The following is a 20,618-nucleotide window of genomic DNA, read 5'->3' on the forward strand; positions in this document are numbered from 1 at the left end:
TGTCTTATCGTCCAGGGTCAGCTGTTTTTAAGCCGTGCAGCAGCTGCCACAACATTGGTCGATGTTGTCCATATCTCAGTCTTAATCCTGGCTTAGACTCAGGAACATCTACTGAAATGAGAGGGCTAGCAGGGCCATGACTCATGAACAGAGATTAGAGGATTTGCTCGCAAATCCGGCATTTTCGCAAGGTCTTTCACCACAGGAGGCTGAGATTTTTCAGGCTATGTAGAGCTGAGCGGTTTGGCCGCCCAAATCGCAGGCTCAATCGCGGCTGAAAAGATGAATCAGGCTTCATCTGGGGCAACCGTTGATCTCTTGACGCTTTTCCAGAGTGTCTCTGCTGCTATAGGCAACGACGCTGGGGAAGAGTCGCTGTGGGGGCATTTTCAGGGGCAAATAGCGGAGGCTCAAGCTATTCTGGCTGAAATTTGCCAAGGTGCCGTTTCTGCTAAGGAACTGGATGCTACAAAATGCCAGGTTGAAGCGTTGCTGCAACGGATTGATGAAGTGAGTGAGTCAGGGGTCAAAGATACCAGGCAAAACCGTCATTCCTTCTGGAGCCGGTTACCGAGCCGAGCGAAAGCGGCGCTCTTCTACAAACTCTTTTGAGGAGGATCCATGAAACCACTGTGGAAGCATTTGACGCCGCTGTTGTATGGGTTAGCGTTGTGCTTACCTTTGGGACTCAAGTTGGGAGTTCCTCTAGTGTTGGAGCAAGGAGAACGACTTGGGCTATTAGGGAACTTTTCAGGCGATCGCTCACCCGCCAACCTTTATACGGTTGATAGCATTCAGGGACTACTACTAACAGTTCACCAGCCAAACCAGTCATCAGTCCAGCTTCAATTGGGAGGACTGACGGAACCGGATGAACGGTGGCAGGATGAGGCGACCGGCATTCTCTCGATGCTGGTGCAAGCTTCTCAAAATCAAGTCACGGTCAGTTTTACCGAAGCCAAGCAGCCTGATTTAGCCGCTAACGGACTTGTGCAGCTTCCGTCCGGAGCTTATGTGCAGCAGATTCTGCTCTCAGAAGGTGTCGCCCAGCTCGATCTCACCCAGATCAAGGGGATATCCACCGAGACTATTCAGATGCTTCAACAAGCGGAAGCATCGGCTCGGGCAGAGCACAAGAATATTTGGAGAAAGGGCTAAACCGCGATTGGTCTTATCAGGGCAATCAAGAGTTTGGCCCAAACTGATTCATGCACCAAAGGCTAGAAGATAAGTTCCATTGAGGTTTCCATCCGCTCGGAGTGAGCGAGTATGCCGCCAGGCTGGACAAAACGGTTGGGTCATCACTATGAATGAAACGCCTATATCAGAAGTTCAAGACAAAATAGATTCGTCTAGTTGGATGGCCGCAGCCAGAACACTGGGTGTCGGCATCTTTTTGGCCCTGGGGCTGAGAACCTTTGTGGCGGAAACTCGCTTTATCCCGTCTGATTCGATGGTGCCAACGTTATCGGTAGGAGACCATTTGATTGTCGAGAAGTTGAGCTATCACCTTCATCCTCCCCAGCGCGGGGATGTCGTGGTTTTCAAAGCGCCTCCAGTGCTTCTTAATCAGAACCTCCACGATGACCTCATCAAGCGCATCATCGGTTTACCAGGAGACACCATTCAGGTCGAAGCGGGGCGGGTATTGGTCAACGGCAAAGCGATTTCGGAACCATATTTAGAGGTTGCCCCTAACTATGGGATTGGGCCAATCGCTGTCCCAGATAGTCAGTATTTTGTACTGGGGGACAATCGGAGCCATAGCTACGACTCTCACTACTGGGGATTCGTCCCTGCTGAGAACATCATTGGTCATGCGGTTTGGTGCTACTACCCGTTGACGCATTGGGGTAAAGTCGCCTCTTGATATTGCTCAGGCGTCGCCACAGGTAGGCAGAATCGGAAGGTGGTGCCCTGGCCCAACTGGCTTTCGACCTCGATATGACCGCCCTGGAGTTCTACGAGTCTTTTGGTGATGGCCAAACCAATACCACTGCTGCCGGTGTTAGAGTTGCGGGATTTGTCGCCGCGCCAGAATCGTTCAAAGACCCGAGGCAGGTTTTCGGGGGCAATACCTTCGCCTGTGTCTGTAACGGCTACCCAAAACTCATCAGCCTGTACCCAAAGATTAACTTTGACGGTACCTTCGTCAGCATGAGCGATTGCATTACTGACTAAGTTGATCAGAATTTGCTTGACGCGATCGCAATCGGCGTACACCTCAGGTAAATTATCAGAACTCACTACATCAAGCTGGCATTGAGCCTGATTTACTTGTTCTCTGAACATCGTAAGAACACTGTGCACCACTGGTCGAGGCTGAAAGCTTTCCAAGAACAGGGGAAAATGTCCCGCTTCAACTTTTGAGAGTTCCAGCATGTCACTAATGAGTCGCTGAAGCCGCTCCATTTCACTAAGCATTTGCCGGGAGATGTCCGGCGAAACGACTAGCCCGTCTTCGAACATCTCCACATAGCCGTAGATGACGGTAACTGGTGTGCGCAGTTCATGGGCGAGATCAGCCATCAGTTCCTGTCGCCGTTCTTCCACTCCGTGAAGGCTCTCGATTAGGCTGTTGATACCGAGCGCCAGCCGATGAATTTCAGGAATAGAGCTGGATGGAGCTTTCGTCGTTAAGTCTCCAGCCGCTGCTCGGCGAACTGCTGATTCAATTTTTCCAAGGGGACAGACGATAAGTTGGCCAACAGTGCAACCCCAGGCAGTGAGGACAAGGACGGTAATGACTACTGACAACAAAGTTCCTTGATTGTTGACTTGATGAAATCGAGCCAAGACATCTTGATCTGAGAACGCTTCTTTCTCGCGAATTCCCGTTTCTAGATCAATGCCCTTTTGCAGATGAGCAACCTCACGGGTAAACGCCAGAGATTTGTAGATGTGGGAAATCGCTGTAATTAGACCCACACTGAGTATTCCGACTAATACGTGAGACAGCAGTAGTCGCATCCGTAGATTTGGTGATCGCCTGCAAATGGCAGGCTTGGAGTTAGGCTGCATCAGGAGTGTCATTGAAGCTATATCCCACGCCAGAGACGGTACGGATAAACTGAGGCCGTTTCGCCTCTAAACTAAGTTTTTTGCGGATGCGTTTGATGTAGGAATCCACAATGCGCTCGTCTCCAAAGTAATCGGTGCCCCAAACCTGATCGAGCAGTTGGGTGCGGCTCCAAACACGCCCACTGCTTTTAGCGAGTGTTACCAGTAAGTCAAATTCTATGGCGCTCAAATTGGCAGACTGGGGTTGATCCGAATTCCAACTCACCCAGACTTCTCGTCTGGAAATATCGATCAGAAAGTGGGGCGTTTGAATGCGATCGCATTCCGCTTCCTGCTGTCGCATCTCTCGGCGCAGCAGTGCTCGAATTCGCACGAGCAGTTCACGGGGGCTAAAGGGCTTGGCCAGATAATCATCGACGCCAGTTGAAAAGCCGATGATTCGATCCATTTCATCCGCTTTGGCCGTCAGCATCAGAATGTACGGATCTTTTGGGGTTTTGGACTGGCGAATGCGAGTACAAACTTCCAATCCATCCATACCCGGCATGCGTAAATCGAGGAGAACAACATCTGGCTGATAGGTGTGAAAGGCCGAAAGACCTTGAGAACCACTATGGGTGACGTGGCAGGTATAGCCATCTGATTCCACACACGTTTGAATCATTGAAGCCACATTGACTTCATCTTCAATGACGAGTATTTTCATGCTGTTAAAATTAGTTTGAGGAGTGAGATTGAAGTGAGGTGAAATCCGGATTGTAGGCGCTAACTTTGAGGAGAAACAGCTAATAACCAAAGAGAGGGTTTGAAGCTTCGCAGTTCGCTCAAATAACAGCGGCTATTTGGATTCTGACCTATTTTTTTGATCCCCGAAATCTCATCAGAGTATAAGTTTACAATTTTCAATAATTAGGTCAATTTAGATATCACAGGATTTGCTGCCCGTTTCCATATTTGGGTCACAATAACTTCTTAATCTCTTGAGTGAATCAGGTTGAAACATGATTAATTCCCTGATGTTTTGTTTTGCTCGCTCAATGAGAGATGTTTTATGACTTCAACTTCTATTCCTCTAAACTCCCCTACTTTAAGCGATTCCACTAGCGAATTGTCTTTATTTTACGTATCGTCTTTTACCGATCAATGTAGCGATCCACGTCCTGCCTTAAACCGCCGTTGGAATTTATCTACCCTATTTTCCAGCGCCTTTCGCCAACGGCTAAAAAGACTAGTACCTTGGCTTATTTCAGGTAGCATCCTTGGCTTGGAACTTATTTTGCATCAGCCAGCTTTTATGTTAGGAGTGAGCCTATTTGGTTTAGCCAGTATGACCATCAAGGTTATCCTGCGCAGCAATCCGTTTATCCAACGTCTATTCAAACGGATAGGTTTAAGCGCTCAATCTCTACCCGTACTGTCAATTGCATTTGGAGGTGGAATTTGGCTCAGCGCTGCGACACCGAGTCAGGCATTATTTTTTCAAGCCGCAGAGCAGTTTTTTACCACTCAATTTCCGCAGGCAGCGCCAGCCATTCCCTTAGTTTTTGCTGTTTTGCGAGCGTTGTTTGTTCTCTATATCGGCGTTTCGTTGATTCGCGTTATCAATGCCGTGAGAAATGATGACGATTGGGTGCGAGCCGTTGCCTAGAAACTGGAACTCATCTGAGTTTCAGAGGATTAGGCGCAAGGTCTTTAGACCTTGACAACTGAATGGCCATGTAGGTGTAAGTCCTACCCCGTGGGTGCAACGGTGACAGCACTTCCCCCACTCGTGCGACTGGCTCTCAATCGGGTGAAGCGGGGATGAACGGCAGCCTTTCCGAGAACCGTACTCGGCAATCTGCCTAGCAAGGAATCTATGGGTAGCGAAAGCGAAGATGCGTCAGAACCATCGTTACGTCAAGTGGGCTACGACGGTTAATAGCCCAGGCCAAAACGGCAAGGCAAACGGGAACTGGCGATTCCAGTCTCGACCAGTCTGCACTTCCCATCAACCCGGTGGAGAGCATCACCCTAAGGATTCCAATAATGGTCATTCGGAACGGAATAACCCGCTGAGGCGCTCTCTGGCTCATCCCAGAGTCGGCAGCCAAGCTACAAGCCCTCAGCGGGCGGGATTGTATCAAAAGCAAACGCCTGGGGTAATGCCCAGGATAGGCCAACAGATACACGATGAACTGATGGTAATGAATCAAGTCGCAGTCCAAACGTCTAAGACTGGGGTCAACGCACCCACAGTGGAATGGAAAACCCTCCCCTGGCGACAGCTAGAGGCGAAGGTTTTCAAGCTGCAAACGAGAATTTACCGAGCTGAACAGAATGATGATGTGAAAACCGTTCACAAACTGCAAAAGACCCTGATGCGGTCATGGGCAGCTCGCTGCCTGGCGGTGCGAAAAGTTACCCAGGATAACCGGGGCAAGCAAACAGCCGGGATTGATGGCATCAAATCCCTCCCCCCTGCTCAACGCTTGCAACTGGCCCAAAACCTCTCCTTGAGCGACAAATCAGCCCCGGTTCGACGGGTGCTGATTCCCAAGCCAGGGAAACCGGAAAAACGGCCTCTCGGCATTCCGACTCTGACTGAACGTGCAAGGCAGGCTCTGGTCAAACTGGCCCTAGAGCCCCAGTGGGAGGCCAAATTTGAGCCTCACTCCTACGGGTTTAGACCCGGTCGCTCAGCACAGGATGCCCTCAGGGCCATTCAACAGGCAACCCAGCAGAAAGCTAAATACGTGCTAGATGCGGATATCGCCAAGTGCTTCGACCAAATTGATCAGAGCAAGCTGTTAGATAAGCTCGACACCTTTCCCAGCCTCCGCCGCCAGATCAAAGCCTGGCTGAAAGCGGGGGTGATTGACGGGGCACACTGGTTCCCGACGGAATGCGGCACGCCTCAAGGTGGTGTCATTTCTCCCCTGTTAGCCAACATTGCGCTGCATGGCATGGAGACTTATTTGAAGCAGCAATATCCCCGGCATCACCGCACAATCGACGGGAAATGCCACGATATTCTGACTCCCAAACTGGTTCGATATGCAGATGACCTAGTCGTTCTGCATGAAGACCTGAGCGTTATTCAGGGCTGCCGTGGGGCATTAACGACCTGGCTGCAAGACATGGGGCTGGTTCTCCATCCGGAGAAGACGCGAATCACGCATACCTTGACTCCGGTTGAGGGAAACGTGGGATTCGATTTCCTGGGGTATCACTTTCAACAGCATCCGGTGGGTCAGCATCGTGCTTCCCACGTGATGCAAGGGAACTACCTGAGTGGTGCCACCCGTCGCTCTCTGGGATTCAAGCTCTTTGTTACCCCCAGTCAGGACAGCCTCAAACGGCATATGGCCGCCGTGGGAGCGATCATCAAGCAGCATAGCCACGCGCCGCAAGCGGCACTGATCCACGCCTTGAATCCCGTGATTCGGGGCTGGGCGACCTACTTTGGCTATTTCAATGCGCGTTCTCAACTGGCAAAAGCCGACTTCCTCACTTACCAAAAGCTCCGCGCCTGGGCCGTCAATCGCTGCACTGGACGAGGAGTCCGCAAAGTGGCTGAAAAGTACTGGCAAATCAGAACCAAAGGACACTGGACGTTTGCGGCTGATGACGTGGTGTTGACCCGTCATATCCGGTATCGCACCGCTGTCTACAAGTCCCTGAGAAACCAGAAATCTCCCTATGACGGGGATTGGGCCTATTGGTCACAGCGGCTGGGGCGCTATCCTGGCATTCCCCCTCGGGTAGCCAAGCTGCTCCAGAAGCAAGCCGGTAAGTGTGCGTTCTGCGGACTTCACATCACCTTCCATGACTTAATTGAGGTTGACCATATCCAGCCCCGGTCGCTGGGTGGTCAAGAGACCTTTAACAATCTCCAGTTGCTCCATGGCCACTGCCATGATCTCAAAACGGCAACGGACGGGTCATGCTCAGCTTTCTTTGCGCCGAGTCAGTTCATTGAGGAGCCGGATGAGGGGAAACTCTCACGTCCGGTTTTGAAAGAGAGTTCATCGGAGCAATTCGATGTTCGACTCTAACCAAACAATTGCCCGAACTCCTTTGATGGTGGCGGTTTGCGTGGCTGTGGGTGAGGTACTAACCAACCTAATTATTGTGTAAGCGATTGCATTTCCTGTCAGGGCGGTGGGCATGAATTCTGCGGCCTGCCGCCCGTTTTTTGTCTTGATGTTTTCAAGGAGAGCTTCCATGTCGAGTGAATCTGAATCCTCTCAAAATGAGTTCATTCCGGTGAACCAGGTGCTGAACCTCAAGCCGCGATTGGGGCCGATTCCCGGAGAGCAGGTGTTTCCCTGGGCGGTGATTGCCCTAGTGTCCTATCTTATCTGTCAGGGACTATTGGGCCTAAGCTGGATTGCCACAGGCTTAGTCGCTGGTTGGGGCATCGCCACCTGGTGGGCACTGACGGGTGATGAGAGCTGGCGCTTTTTGAGCAAGTTTCGCGGCGTGCCGGATTGGACGATGGGCAACCTCCAGTACACCAGCCTGCTGGAGCGGCAGACTCACAAGGCCCGTCGCAACACCCAAGCCCGTCGCCGGAAATATGTCCAGGGTCAACGGAGGCGGCAGCGATGAAACCGAAATTGGGCAAGCAAAAGGTCACGATTATTGACCAAGATCGACGCGCCACCGCTATTCAAAGTGCTTTTGAAGATTTCAGTGCCCTGGCTGGATTCGTTCAAATTGAGCTGAAGGGCCGCAATGTAGGAGCCGCGATTCTCCAGCGCAGTAAGCATCGATTCTGCTTTGTCTTTGGCTTCAGCAGTCCAGGCATCCACGACACCCTACGACCGGATCAGGTGCCGCCCGTGCTCAGCAACCTGGAAGCGGCACTCAAGGAACTATCGGCCAATGAGCGGCTGACGATTCACCTCAGTTCGTTTGCCGCTGATGCGGATCGCCAAGTGGAGTTGGATCGGCTGATGCAAACGGCACCCTCTTGGGAACTAAAGCTGTTGTTGATGAGTGAGAAAGCCCGAACCCGAGAGCTGAAGGCGGCGGGCGTCCGTAAAGCCAAGTCGCTGCATTTGTTTGTCACTTACACCATCGAGCCGGATCAAAAGACCACCAAAGAATCGGACTGGATTGAGAAGGCATTGGCCAAGGGGCTGGAGTTGTGGGAGACCTTCAAGGGCGATCGCGAATCGGTTGAAGCCCAGCAGTACGAAGCCATGCTCCAGCGAGCCTTTACCGAAGGCTATCTGCGTTGGGAGCAACTGCTGAATATCAAGATGGGACTGGATGTGACGCCGCTGACGGTGGATGGCCTGTGGAGCAATCTCTGGTCGCGCTTCAACTTATCGCAAGCGCCTGCGGTGCCCCAGCATTTGGTATTGAATGACCAGGGACTTTCCGAAGTGATTACCACTGACAGCCACCCCGCGACGATTTTGGTGCAGGGGGAGCAGGGATTGTCGTCAGTACCCAAGGGCGATCGCCGCTGGCTGAAGATTAAGAACCAGTATATCGGAGCGCTGTCGTTTACGGCTAAGCCGGGTGGGTTCGTGAACACTCGCCAGCAACTGCGCTACCTATGGGAAGTGCTCTGCCGCTCCCATGTGGTGGATACCGAAATCGTCTGTCAGATTACGGCGGCTAACTCCCTAATGGTGAAAACTGACATGCAGCGGATTTTGAAGCAGAGTAATGTTACGGCTCAGAATGCGGCGCAGAAGCTCAGCATCGATGTGGGGGCGCACATCAAGACGAAGCGCTCTGTTGAAGCTCAGGAAAAACTTTACGAGGGGGCAGTGCCGGTGCGGATTGGCATTGTCTTTCTGGCTCATCGCCCCACCCTGCCGGAACTGGATGAAGCCTGCTCGGCTCTCTCCGATTGTTTTCAGCTTCCCGCCAAGGTGATCCGCGAGACTATCAAATGTCAAGCTTTTGGCGTGACGCGACAGCTAGATAGGCGAATCCGTCAGTTGAACCGTTGCCGATGAATAACGGAATGAATAATCGATCATAGCTGTCACGACAGCTATGATCGCTGACCAAATGAGGATTAAGCCTGAGATGAAGCGTGAGCGGAGCGCGTCGCGGCCGACCGTTTGCGATAGCTATCGGCCTGCATTTCAACAATCAGAGCATGATGAACCAGCCGGTCGACAGCGGCAACGGTCATCATGGTGTCGGCAAAGACAGCGTCCCACTGACTGAAGGGCTGGTTCGCGGTAATGAGCAGACTACGCCGCTCATAGCGATGAGCAATCAACTCAAAGAGGACAGAAGTTTCGGCTTCTGACTTTTTGACATAGCCGAGATCATCAATCACCAGCAAGTCAAAGCGGTCGAGTTTCTTGAGCAAAGCGGGCAGTTGCAGTTGTAATTTAGCCTGCTGCAACTGCTGAACCAAGGTGGTTGCGGCAAAGAACTTAGCCCGCTTGCCCAGTTCCACAATGGCGCGAGCGATCGCAGTTGCTAGATGGGTTTTACCCACGCCAGAGGGGCCAAAGATCAAACAGTTTTCGGCTCGCTCCAACCAGCGGGTGTCGGTGGTCAGTTGCATCAAAGGAGCCGGATTGAGCTGGGGAAGATGGCCCCACTCAAAGTTGGAAACCGTTTTGGCCGGGGGCAGTTGGGCCTCTTGTAGGGCGCGTTGGAGGCGCAGGCTCCAGCGCCGCTCCACCTCCAATTCGCACAGTGCCAGCAAGAATTGAGCGTAAGACCACTGGTCTTGCATGGCTTGATGTTCGAGGCTTTCCCAATGCTGGAGCATGTGAGAAAGCCGCAGTTGTTTGAGGTGCAGACTCAGGCTCTGGTAAGGACTGATCGGTGGCGTCGGCTCGGAGGAGTTGGTCATAGTCTTGGAGGTTATGTTGTTGCACCTGGATGTTCGGCAGGACGGACTCGCTCAGGAGTTGAAAGTGTTGACGCAGCGCGCTCAGCGTTACTGTGCCAGCGGCTAATTGCGCGTCTAGATACTGAGCCACTGCCGCTTCTCGGTTTTGCGTAGCCGCAATGTAGAGTGCTTCAACCATTAACCGAGCGGCAGAATCGCGGTCAAAAGACGTCTCCAGTTGGTGCCATAGAGAGCGATAGTGGTCATTGGGCAATAAGTCGTGCTGCCATGTGCAGTAGAGGAAGGCGCGGGGTTTGCGCCTGAGACCTTCGATAACATGGCGATAGTTGACGCACCGGGCGCGCCGTTTATCGTTGGCCGTCACGCGCACCCGTGGCAGTTCCACCACCAACTGGCGCTCCAGGTAGCCACAGATGCGGTCATGATACAGATGCAGTTCGAGCTGACGACCAATTAACCGGGAGGGCACCGTGTAGAGGATGCAGCGCACGTCAATGGTGCTGCGCGTGCTCACGCGGGCGGTGAGGACTTCATAATCAGCCACCCGATGATTGGGCAGGGGCTGTAAATGCTTCTGCTCTTCGGTAAACTTGGCTTGGTGCTGCTGATTGAGCTTATCAACCGAAGCCGCAATGAACGCTTGATAGGCGGCCACATTCTCAAAGTCATGGCTGCCCCGCAGATACAACGCTTGGGTGATGCGGTTTTTCAGATGGCCATGCGGAGACTCAATCGCGCCATTCTCGTGAGCAATCCCTTTGTTATTGCGCGTCGGTTCTAGACGGTAGTGGTGGCACAGGTCATCATACAGGCGAGTCAACGGTTTGCGACCTGTGCCACCGGTATTGCGATAGGCGGCGCTCAGGCTATCGGTGCGATGCTCCTTGGGGGCTCCACCACTGGCAAACAGCGCATTCTGCAACCCTTCCGATAAAGCGATAAAGCTCTCGCCCCCTTGAATCACTTGGGCATAGCGCCAACCGCTATAGGCCAAGCGGTAGTGGTAGAGCAGATGCTCAAACGGTTGACCGTTAATCGTAATCTCAACGCCTTTGAGTTCCGTGAAGTCGGAGATGCCCATCACCCCAGGCTCGTGGCGTAGTTCAAACATCACTTCCGGTGCTTCACCATACAATGCTTTCCACGTTTTCACTCGCCGTTGCAGGGTGCGCAGCACTTGCGGATATTGACCCGGATAGCGCTCTTGTAAGTACTCGAACAACGTCATTGGCTTCAGTCTTGGCTCACGCCGCAACATCGGTTCCAATTCGTCTTCCCATACCCCAGCTAACGGGTCGGCGCTGGTGCGCCAATCCCGCAAGCGACCTCGATTGGGTTGATGCGTCCCTGCTTCAATTCGTTGACCGGTTCGGTCTGAAAAGTCGGCAATCGCAGCTGCATCACTCTGCGTTAGGCCGAGCTCTCGCGCTTTCTTATACACTTTGATTTGATAACTTTGAATAGTTTGTTTGGGCACTGGTGGCTTCCCCACATTCTTGGGAGATGCCTCTAGTGTCTTTTTCTATGACGACAACTGGAACAGGTGATAAAAAATGGTGCTCTCTACCCGGCTGTGTAACTGTCGTCGGCAGGTCTCACCCGCCTATGTCATTGTCGTCTAATAATTGGCTTTATCTACGATCGCCTGGGGAACTACAGCGAGGCCTTAGGCTACTACAAGCGCTCGTTGGCCATCCGCCAAGAGATTGGCGACCGCCGCGGCGAAGGCGTGACGCTCAGCAATATTGGCGGTATCTACGATAACCTGGGGAACTACAGCGAGGCTTTAGATTACTACGAGCGCTCGTTGGCCATCCGCCAAGCGATTAGTGACCGTGCTGGCGAAGGCGTGATGCTCAATAATATTGGCTTTATCTACTCTAGCCTGGGGAACTACAGCGAGGCTTTAGATTACTACGAGCGCTCGTTGGCCATCAGCCAAGAGATTGGCGACCGCCGCGGCGAAGGCGAATCGCTCAACAATATTGGCTTTATCTACTCTAGCCTGGGGAACTACAGCGGGGCCTTAGATTACTACGAGCGCTCGTTAGCTATCAGCCAAGCGATTGGCGACCGTGCTGGCGAAGGCGTGATGCTCAACAATATTGGCGGTATCTACGATAACCTGGGGAACTACAGCGAGGCCTTAGATTACTACGAGCGCTCGTTAGCCATCCGCCAAGAGATTGGTGACCGTGCTGGCGAAGGCCTGACGCTCAACAATATTGGCTTTATCTACTCTAGCCTGGGGAACTACAGCGAGGCCTTAGGCTACTACGAGCGCTCATTGGACATCCGCCAAGAGATTGGCGACCGTGCTGGCGAAGGCGGATTGCTCAACAATATTGGCAGTATCTACGCTCGCCTGGGGAACTACAGCGAGGCCTTAGGCTACTACGAGCGCTCATTGGCCATCAGCCAAGCGATTGGCGACCGTGCTGGCGAAGGCCTGACGCTCAACAATATTGGCTTTATCTACTCTAGCCTGGGGAACTACAGCGAGGCCTTAGGCTACTACGAGCGCTCGTTAGCTATCAGCCAAGCGATTGGCGACCGCCAAGGTGAAGGCGGATCGCTTAACAATATTGGCCTGCTTTTAAATAGCCAAGCGCAATCTGAACTAGCTATTACTTTCCTCAAAGATGCGATTAACACATACGAGAGCATCCGGGATGGCAACCGTGCTCTAGATGCAGACCTACAAGCATCCTATACAGCCACAGTTGAAGACACTTATCGTACCCTCGCCGAACTTCTCCTCCAGGAAGATCGCATTCTCGAAGCCCAAGAAGTCCTTGACCTGCTCAAACTGCAAGAACTCGATGACTACCTGCGCGATATCCGTCGCGGTAGCGACACCCCCGTTCAACAACTTGACTTCTGGCCTGCCGAACAAGCCATCCTCGACCTCTACAACCAGCAGCTCCAAGCCAATTCCTCCTTTAGCTTCATCGACTTCATCAACAGCGCTGAGGTTACCCAACAGGTTGAACAACTGCGCCGCACCGCCACAGGCCAAAACCTCAATCCTGATCAACTAGTACGACTGCAAGACAACCTCCAGCAAGCAGGTAACGCCGCCCTGCTTTATCCCCTCATCCTTGACGATAAAATTGAACTCGTCCTCGTTACCACCTCCGGCCTCATCCGCGAAACCGTCCCCGTCGATCGCGTCGAACTCAATCGCGTCATCACCGCCTTCCGCCGCGACATCACCAATCCGCGCAGTAATTCCGAAGCTAACGCTCAAAAACTCTACCAGTGGCTGATTGCACCCATCGCCCAGCAGCTTGAACAAGCCAACGCCGACACCATCCTCTATGCCGCTGATGGTACCCTGCGCTATATCCCCCTCGCTGCCCTGCACGATGGCGAGCAATGGTTGACTCAGCAGTACACCATCAACCACATCACTGCTGCTTCTCTAACCGATTTCCGCCGCGATCGCACCACTAATCTCAACATCCTAGCCGGAGCCTTCCCTGCCGATACGGGCTACAGCGTGGAGATCAACGGCGAATCTAGGTTCTACCAAGGCTTACCCGCAGCCAAAGCCGAAGTCGAAACCATCCAAGCCGACATCCCCAGCACCAATGCTCTCTTCGACCAGCAGTTTAATCCCGCTGATGTCGTGCTGCAGTTGAGCGACTACAGCATTGTCCATTTTGCCACTCATGCTCAGTTTGTTTCCGGCTTTCCCCACGAGTCGTTTATCCTGTTTGGCAACGGCGAGCGAGTGACTCTGCGCGACATCGGTGAATGGTCACTGCCCAATGCTGAACTGGTTGTGCTCAGCGCCTGCGAAACAGCTGTGAGTGAAGGGCTGGGCAACGGTGAAGAAATTCTCGGCTTTGGCTATCAGATGCAGCGAATTGGAGTAGAAGCTGCGATCGCATCGCTCTGGTCAGTGAGTGATGGTGGGACGCAGGTGTTGATGAATGAGTTCTATAATGCGCTGAATCAGGGCATGGGTAAGGCGGAGGCGCTGCAACTGGCTCAGTCGGCTTTGGTTACAGGAGAGTTTACGGCAGTTGGCAATACGCGCGGAGATGATGGCCGCATTGTTGCCATCAGCACGGCAACTGGCTTACCCACCTCCGTTAGCAACAATCTTGACCATCCCTACTATTGGGCACCGCTTATTTTAATTGGCAACGGATTATAAACGTCGCAATCAAAAATTAACTGGACATTAGCCTTTCAAGAGTTGACAGTGGCTATGCAGTTTTCGGTATAGCGATTGTCGATAAAAAGCGTTTCTTTGAAATGTAAGTTACGTTGGTTGGTTCAGATTTATAGTTTGGTAATCGCTTCTTCTCTTTATTTTGCAAACCTATGCGCGATTTTCTACGAGGCAGCAAAGCCGATCACACGTCACGTTCTTCTCTGTCTTCCTTACTCACAGCAACCCTGCTGCTATCTGCAATTGCACCCTTCACAGTCGAAGCTGTTTTCCAAGGTTCTCGGGCCTGGGCACAGGAAACAGACGTACAACCGTTGACTGGCATAACCCCTGGTAAATTGCTGCAGGAGGGTTTTCAGGATCTCTATACCAGTAATCTACAATCGGCTCTTGCCACGTTTCAGCAGGTGCTCACAACAGCTCAGGCAACGGATGCGCGATCGCTGGAGGCTGAGGCTTTGCTGGGAATGGCTGAAACCTATGCATGGCTGGGTCGCCATGATGAATCATTAGATGCGGCTGAGCAGGCGTTAGCAATTTACCAAGAATTGGCAGATCAGGTTGGAGAAGCCACAGCTTTGCATTGGGTTGGTGAGGCCCATTTGAATGTGAGCGAATTTGATCACGGCTTGGAAGTCTTAGAGCAGGCGCTAAAAGCACAGCGCAGTGTTGGAAATCGACAAGGAGAAGGATATACCCTTGGCGTTTTGGGCGTGGGTCAAGTTAAACAAGGTGATGTTGCTGAAGGGCTGCAAACAATGGAGCAAGCCCTTGAGATTCTGGAAGAATCAGTTGAAGCTCCGCTAGAGCAGTTACAGCAACAGCATAGACAGGGCATTATTCTGGCGTGGATTGGTCGCGCTCATCAACAGCTTGGAGATTCAGAGCAAGCATCGACTTATTGGCAGGAAGCACTTGAGGTAAGCCGTGCCAATAATAATCATACGGTTGAAGCTTTAACACAATTTTTTATTGGTTCATCAGCCAATGATGGAGATCAGCTCGAAACAGCATCGAAAGCCTTTCAACAAGCCGCTGATTTATTTAATCAGGTTGGCAATCGCTTGTCCTACGGTCATACACTATCGTGGCTTGGTACTGTATCTCGGAAGCAGGAGAAATACGAGACTGCGATTGCACTCTATCACCAAGCCGCAATAGTCTATCAGGAAGTTGGCGAAGAAACTAATGCAGCTTGGATGTCTTATCAAATTGGACAAACCTACGGGGAGCAAGAACAATACCCTTCAGCATTAGAGGCATATCAGCAGGCCATTGCTCAGTTTCAGCAACTAGAAGAGGCAAATGGAGAAGCAGATGCTTTGTTTGAGATTGCAGAAATTCATGAAAATCAGCAGCAATATCTAGAAGCATTGCAAGCATTCCAACAAGCGGCTGATCTGTATCATCAAACCGAAAGTCTTATAGGTTATGGCAATTCGCTGGCTCGGCTTGGCCTGGTATCTCGGAAGCAGGAAGAGTATGAGACTGCGATCGCATTTTTCCAGCAAGCCGCAATGGTCTATCAGGAAGTTGATCACGAAACTAATGCAGCTTGGATGTTCTATCAAATTGGGAAAACCTATAGAGAACAAGAAAAACATCCTCAAGCAGCAGAAGCCTACCAACAAGCAAGTGACTTGTTTCAACAACTTGACCAGCTAGTAAACGCCGGAGAAAGTCTAAACTTTGCTGGTCTTTCTTATTATTACGCGAAGCAATATGCACAAGCACTAGACAAGTATAAGCAAGCACTGAGTAGCTACCAACAAGTAGCAGATAAAAGCGCTCGCCTGCAAGGAGAAATATCAACTTTTACCGGAATTAGTTTAGTTTATCGGCAACAAGGACAGTTTGAAAAAGCTTTAGAGCTTAGGCTAAAGGTAATATCCAGATTAAGAGAATTAATTGATCTTAATATTGATGTTGAGAATAATCGCAATCAAGAAGCACAAGAGTTAGTAGGAATTGGGCAATTGCAAGCTGCGCTAAGACAACAAAATGTAGCTTTAGAAAGTTATCAACAGGCATTAGCCATTCTTCAGGAATTAGAAGATCGCAATTCTGAGATGTTTGTTTGGCAAAACATTGGCAACTTGTATCGAGATATTGGTAATTATCCTGAAGCAATTGATGCTTACCAGCGTGCTTTGCAAATTGCTAGAGAAATCGGTGACAGCCGTGAAGAGCGGTTTGCGCTTTTTGGTTTAGGAGATGGCTATAGCTATCAGTCTGATTATACAACAGCCCTTACTTTCTATCAGCAGTCGCTCCAAATTGCTGAGGCCAATCGAGATTTAGACTGGCAAAGTACAGCGTTACGTCGAATTGGTTCAGTTTATGGAAATCAGGGCAATTATCGTCAAGCTCTACAAACTTATCAGCGGGCTTTAGAGATTGAGCAGAATTTAGGGGAAAGTGATAGTCAAAGCTTGGGACAAGCGCTTAGAGATGTTGGTTCAGCTTATCAAAACTTATCTCAGTATCCTAAAGCATTAGATTATTATCAACAGGCTCTTGCTATTTTTCAAAATTTGTCCAACACCTCATCTGCTGCCAACGCTCGTTCTTTAGAAGGCGATCTCCTGAACAACATTGGATTGGTTTATGAAGCGCAGGGACAATATGCTAGAGCAATGGATATGTATCAACAAGCATTGCTCATTGCTCAAGAAACCAATCTAGTAACAAGCCAATATTACATTCTTAATAACGTTGGCCAACTTAACTCTGAACTTGGAAACTACACCGAAGCGCTAGATTTTTATCAGCAGGCAATTGAGATTACTCGTCAAATTGGGGATCGCTCGTCTGAAGCCAGCGTATTAAGTAATATTGCTGTTACATACAACACACTAGGGCGCTATGACGAAGCACTAGACTTGCATCAACAAGCACTGACAATTAGACAAGAAATTGGCGATCGCGCTGGTGAAGCTATTTCCTTCAACAATCTAGCTTCAGTGCTTGGAGATCAAGGCGAGTATTGGCAACAATGGGAGCTTCTCCAGCAATCGCTGATAATTGCTCAAGACATTGGTGATCGCGCCAATGAAGGCATTGTGCTCAGCAACATGGGGTTCAACACCATCACGCGTGGTGATGCGGCTCAAGGGCTTCAGCTTATTCAACAGGCAATGGCCCTTCAGCAAGAGATTGGCAATCGTTCTTCAGAAGGGGCTAGTTTGAATGGCCTGGGATTTACTTATGCTTATCAAGGAGACTTTACAAAAGCATTTGAATCGTTTAACCAAGGATTAGCGATTGCACAAGATATCGGTGATCTACCCCTGGAAGCAAGTATCATCAACAACCGTGGCAAACACTACTATTACAACCAAGCTCAATATGCAGAAGCTTTAGAGGCGTACCAGCAAAGCTTAATAGCCTACCGAGAACTGGGCCAACGGCCAGACGAAGTTGGAGCACTGATCTTCCTAGGTGAGCTGTACAACACGCTGGGGCAATACCCTCAGGCGTTTTCAACCTATCAGCAAGCACTTGCGATCGCACAAGACATCGGTGCTCAACCAATGGAAGGTCAGATCCTCAGCCGCATTGGGGAAGTGTATCAGGCGCAGGGAGACAATGATCAAGCGTTTCAGTTTTATCAGCAGGCACTTGACCTCCAGCAAACTCTCGGCCATCGCTCAGAAGAAACCCGCACCTTGCGGTTCATCGGTAGCTTGTACAGTGCTCAAGGTCGCGCGGCAGAAGCCATTTCAGCTCTAGAAGAAGCGCTGCAAATCGCCACGGACATTGGAGCCAAGCTAGCTGAAATTAAAGCCCAGAATCGCCTAGGTCAAGCCTATGCTCAGCACCAGCAGCCCGAATTGGCGGCGACCACTCTTCAGCAAGCCCTGATCAACAGTTGTGCTGTTGGCGATCGCGCCGAAGAAGCCAGAGCGCTGAGCGCTTTAGGCAACCTGATGGCACTGCAGAATCAGCCAGAGTTAGCCATCGTTTTCTACAAGCAGTCAGTCAATCTCAGAGAAGCCATTCGCCAAGGGCTTCAGAGCCTTGCACCTGAGCAGCAGCAATCCTATGCTGACACCGTTGCGACTACGTATCGTCAGCTTGCAGACCTATTGCTTCAGCAAGATCGGATTCTCGAAGCTCAGCGAGTTCTAGACTTACTGAAAGTGCAAGAACTGGATGACTATCTGCACGATGTTCGGGGCGATGCTGATACGGCTCAGGGAGTCACCAATCGACCCGCTGAGCAGGCCATTCAAACCGAGCATAATGCTCTAATCAATAACGCTGTTCAAATCGGTCAAGCCATTGCTGCGCTGGAGCAGATTCCTGTCCGCGATCGCACTCCGGAACAGCAGCAAGAAATTGTGCAGCTTCGGCAGCAGCAGCGGCAAATAGTGGAACAGTTCAATGCTTTTCTAGAAAATCCGGCCATCCAAACCCAAATTGCTGAACTGCGGCAAGCGACCGGAGGAGCAGGTGTGGATCTAACCAACTTGCGCGATTTGCAAAATAATCTAGCGCAACTGCCAAACGCGGTACTGCTCTATCCGTTCGTGCTAGACGACCGGATAGAGCTGATAGTGGTGACCCCCACTGCGGTTGTGCGGCGTACCAGCAACGTTAGTCGGGAAGAGCTGAATCGTGCGATCGCAACCTTTCGATCGGCTCTCGAAGATCCGCGTAGCGATGCTGTTACGCCCGCTCAACAGCTTTACCAGTGGTTAATTCAGCCCATAGCTGAAGATCTGGCTCAAGTGAATGCGCAAACGATTATTTATTCTCCTGACCGTCAACTACGCTATATTCCACTAGCTGCACTCCATGACGGTCAACAGTGGCTAGCTGAACAGTTCCAAGTCAACAACATTACGGCTGCCAGTTTAACGGACTTAACGCTTCAGCCATCTCAACAGCCGACTGTCTTTGCGGGTGCCTTTACGGAGGGAAATTATACAGTTCAAATGGGCGATCGCAGCGCCACGTTTTCGGGTCTACCCTATGCTGGGAAGGAAGTTGAAGATGTCGCTGAGCGGATTCCTGAGACGAATGCTGTCCTCAATACGGCTTTTAAGCCAGACACGTCTTACCAAATGAACGATTACTCCATTGTGCATCTGGCTACTCATGCTTCGTTCGTGCCAGAAATCCCGCAGAATTCGTTTATTCTATTTGGCGACGGTCAGCCTGTAACCCTAACTGATATTAAGGATTGGGCACTGCCCAATGTCGAACTGGTGGTGCTAAGTGCTTGTGAAACAGGCGTTGGCGATGTTCTTGCCGATGGTCGGGAGATCCTAGGACTGGGTTACCAAATCCAGCAGACTGGAGCACAAGCGGTTATGGCATCTCTCTGGCAGGTGAGCGATGGTGGTACGCAGGTGTTAATGGATGCTTTTTATGCAGCTCTGCAAGATGGCCACTCCAAAGCCGAAGCCATAAGATTAGCTCAAATTTCACTGATTGAGCTTAATTCTGCTGTTCCTGAGGGAGACCGTGGAAATGGTACGGTAGTTGCGTTAGACACGCGCACCAATTTGCCCACTGCTATCAGCAACAATCTTGACCATCCTTACTACTGGGCACCGTTTATCCTGATTGGTAATGGTCTGTAAAATCGGCAATCGGCTTACTCTCTTAGCCAATGAAGGGCATGATGGTATCCAATAGCTACAGCTCTATGCCGCAAGTTGACCCGCCGCGTACGCCACGGGAAGTTTTGCCGACCATGTATGATTTGCCCAGCGAGTCGCCGGAAGAATCTGGATTGCCCGACGAGTTTCACGATCTCCAGCCTCAATTGCTCAGCCGGACGCTGCGCTTGGTGCACTATTCCCAGGAGAATTACTTCACGGCTTCTGATCTGAACGTTTATTACGATGTGCGGCATCCCCTTTGGTTTAAGCGACCAGACTGGTTTTTGGCAGTTGATGTACCGCGCCTCTATGATGGCAACGACCTGCGTCGCAGCTATGTGACTTGGCAAGAGGGTCAAAACCCTTACGTTGTCGTTGAGTTCTTATCACCGGGAACCGAAATGGGCGATTTGGGACGGTTCTACAATCCGGCGGATCAGATTCCTACTTCGGATGAATCTAGCCGCGAGTTCGGTAATAGAGCTGATTCAACTTCGACAGCCAACCCTCCGACCAAGCTAGAGGTGTATGAGCGCTATCTGCGCGTTCCTCATTACATTGTTTATAGCCGCTACACGCAGCGACTGCGTTATTTCAAGTTAGATGGCGGTCGCTATCAGGAGCAATCAATTCAGTCTCAGCGTCCTCAGATTTGGCTGGCCGATTTGGAGATTGGCCTCAGTCTTTGGACGGGTGAGTTCGAAGCGGTGCCGGGAGAGTGGCTGCGCTGGTGCGATCTCACTGATAACTGGATATTGACGGATACGGAACAGGCTCAGGCTCAGGTTATGCAGGCGGCTCGCAATTTGCTGGCGACGGGGATGGAGCTAGAGCAGGTGGTTGAGCTATTGAGCTTGACGGAGGAGCAGGTTCGGCTTATTGATGCGGATATCCCGTAGGGCGGGCGTCTCGCCTGCCGCTCTTTTCCGGGGACAGCCGAGACGGCTATCCTACAGAAATTTCATTCTCATTCTTGTGGGGC

13 protein-coding genes and 1 pseudogene are annotated in these 20,618 nt (G+C 51.2%); 10 read left to right on the plus strand and 4 right to left on the minus strand.

Going from position 1 to position 20,618, the window contains the following annotated elements:
- The first annotated feature begins 243 nt into the window (after window positions 1-243).
- The 3 genes from AC286M_RS21840 to lepB all read left to right on the plus strand — a co-directional run bounded on the left by AC286M_RS21840 (window position 244) and on the right by lepB (window position 1,870).
- Complete coding sequence (locus AC286M_RS21840; RefSeq protein WP_488206402.1) at window positions 244-612, plus strand: hypothetical protein; 369 nt, start codon at window positions 244-246, stop codon at window positions 610-612.
- A gap of 9 nt (window positions 613-621) precedes the next feature.
- Entirely contained in the window at window positions 622-1,158 is a 537-nt protein-coding gene (locus tag AC286M_RS21845; RefSeq protein ID WP_488206403.1) for a thermonuclease family protein, read from the plus strand.
- A 148-nt stretch (window positions 1,159-1,306) separates the two neighbouring features.
- Window positions 1,307-1,870 (plus strand): signal peptidase I, encoded by a 564-nt coding sequence (lepB, locus tag AC286M_RS21850; protein ID WP_488206404.1) that lies wholly within the window; start codon window positions 1,307-1,309, stop codon window positions 1,868-1,870.
- Here the strand turns inward: lepB and AC286M_RS21855 are convergent.
- Both AC286M_RS21855 and AC286M_RS21860 read right to left on the minus strand, forming a co-directional pair.
- A complete protein-coding gene (locus AC286M_RS21855) occupies window positions 1,834-2,928 on the minus strand; it encodes a sensor histidine kinase (protein WP_488206405.1) in 1,095 nt (364 codons plus the stop codon). The two genes, lepB and AC286M_RS21855, sit on opposite strands and share 37 nt — an antisense overlap.
- 82 nt (window positions 2,929-3,010) lie before the next feature.
- Window positions 3,011-3,727 (minus strand): response regulator transcription factor, encoded by a 717-nt coding sequence (locus tag AC286M_RS21860; RefSeq protein ID WP_488206406.1) that lies wholly within the window; start codon window positions 3,725-3,727, stop codon window positions 3,011-3,013.
- 345 nt (window positions 3,728-4,072) lie between these two features.
- Here AC286M_RS21860 and AC286M_RS21865 point away from each other — a divergent pair, with 345 nt between their 5' ends.
- From AC286M_RS21865 to AC286M_RS21880, 4 genes are all read left to right on the plus strand, one after another.
- Window positions 4,073-4,669, plus strand: coding sequence for a hypothetical protein (locus AC286M_RS21865; RefSeq protein ID WP_488206407.1), 597 nt, complete (start codon window positions 4,073-4,075; stop codon window positions 4,667-4,669).
- Window positions 4,670-4,898: 229 nt separating this feature from the next.
- Window positions 4,899-7,058 (plus strand): group II intron reverse transcriptase/maturase, encoded by a 2,160-nt coding sequence (ltrA, locus tag AC286M_RS21870; RefSeq protein WP_488206408.1) that lies wholly within the window; start codon window positions 4,899-4,901, stop codon window positions 7,056-7,058.
- Window positions 7,059-7,227: 169 nt separating this feature from the next.
- Entirely contained in the window at window positions 7,228-7,614 is a 387-nt protein-coding gene (locus AC286M_RS21875; protein ID WP_488206409.1) for a hypothetical protein, read from the plus strand.
- Window positions 7,611-8,981: a hypothetical protein gene (locus tag AC286M_RS21880; protein WP_488206410.1), complete on the plus strand. Its 1,371-nt coding sequence runs from the start codon at window positions 7,611-7,613 to the stop codon at window positions 8,979-8,981. The genes AC286M_RS21875 and AC286M_RS21880 overlap by 4 nt, the downstream gene beginning before the upstream one ends.
- A gap of 62 nt (window positions 8,982-9,043) precedes the next feature.
- Here AC286M_RS21880 and istB read toward each other — a convergent pair whose 3' ends face one another.
- Together istB and istA are read right to left on the minus strand one after the other, a co-directional pair.
- A complete protein-coding gene (istB, locus tag AC286M_RS21885; RefSeq protein WP_488206411.1) occupies window positions 9,044-9,841 on the minus strand; it encodes an IS21-like element helper ATPase IstB in 798 nt (265 codons plus the stop codon).
- 379 nt (window positions 9,842-10,220) lie between these two features.
- Window positions 10,221-11,333 (minus strand): annotated as a pseudogene (gene istA, locus AC286M_RS21890) (IS21 family transposase); the annotation flags it as partial.
- Window positions 11,334-11,465: 132 nt separating this feature from the next.
- Between istA and AC286M_RS21895 the strand changes: the two are divergent.
- The 3 genes from AC286M_RS21895 (at window position 11,466) to AC286M_RS21905 (ending at window position 20,535) form a co-directional block, all read left to right on the plus strand.
- Window positions 11,466-14,006, plus strand: a complete 2,541-nt coding sequence (locus AC286M_RS21895) for a CHAT domain-containing protein (protein WP_488208858.1) — start codon at window positions 11,466-11,468, stop codon at window positions 14,004-14,006.
- A 170-nt stretch (window positions 14,007-14,176) separates the two neighbouring features.
- Window positions 14,177-19,615, plus strand: coding sequence for a tetratricopeptide repeat protein (locus AC286M_RS21900; protein WP_488206412.1), 5,439 nt, complete (start codon window positions 14,177-14,179; stop codon window positions 19,613-19,615).
- 38 nt (window positions 19,616-19,653) lie between these two features.
- A complete protein-coding gene (locus AC286M_RS21905; protein ID WP_488206413.1) occupies window positions 19,654-20,535 on the plus strand; it encodes a Uma2 family endonuclease in 882 nt (293 codons plus the stop codon).
- The last annotated feature ends 83 nt before the right edge of the window (window positions 20,536-20,618 follow it).

This window comes from Thainema salinarum CENA647 (assembly GCF_057732415.1).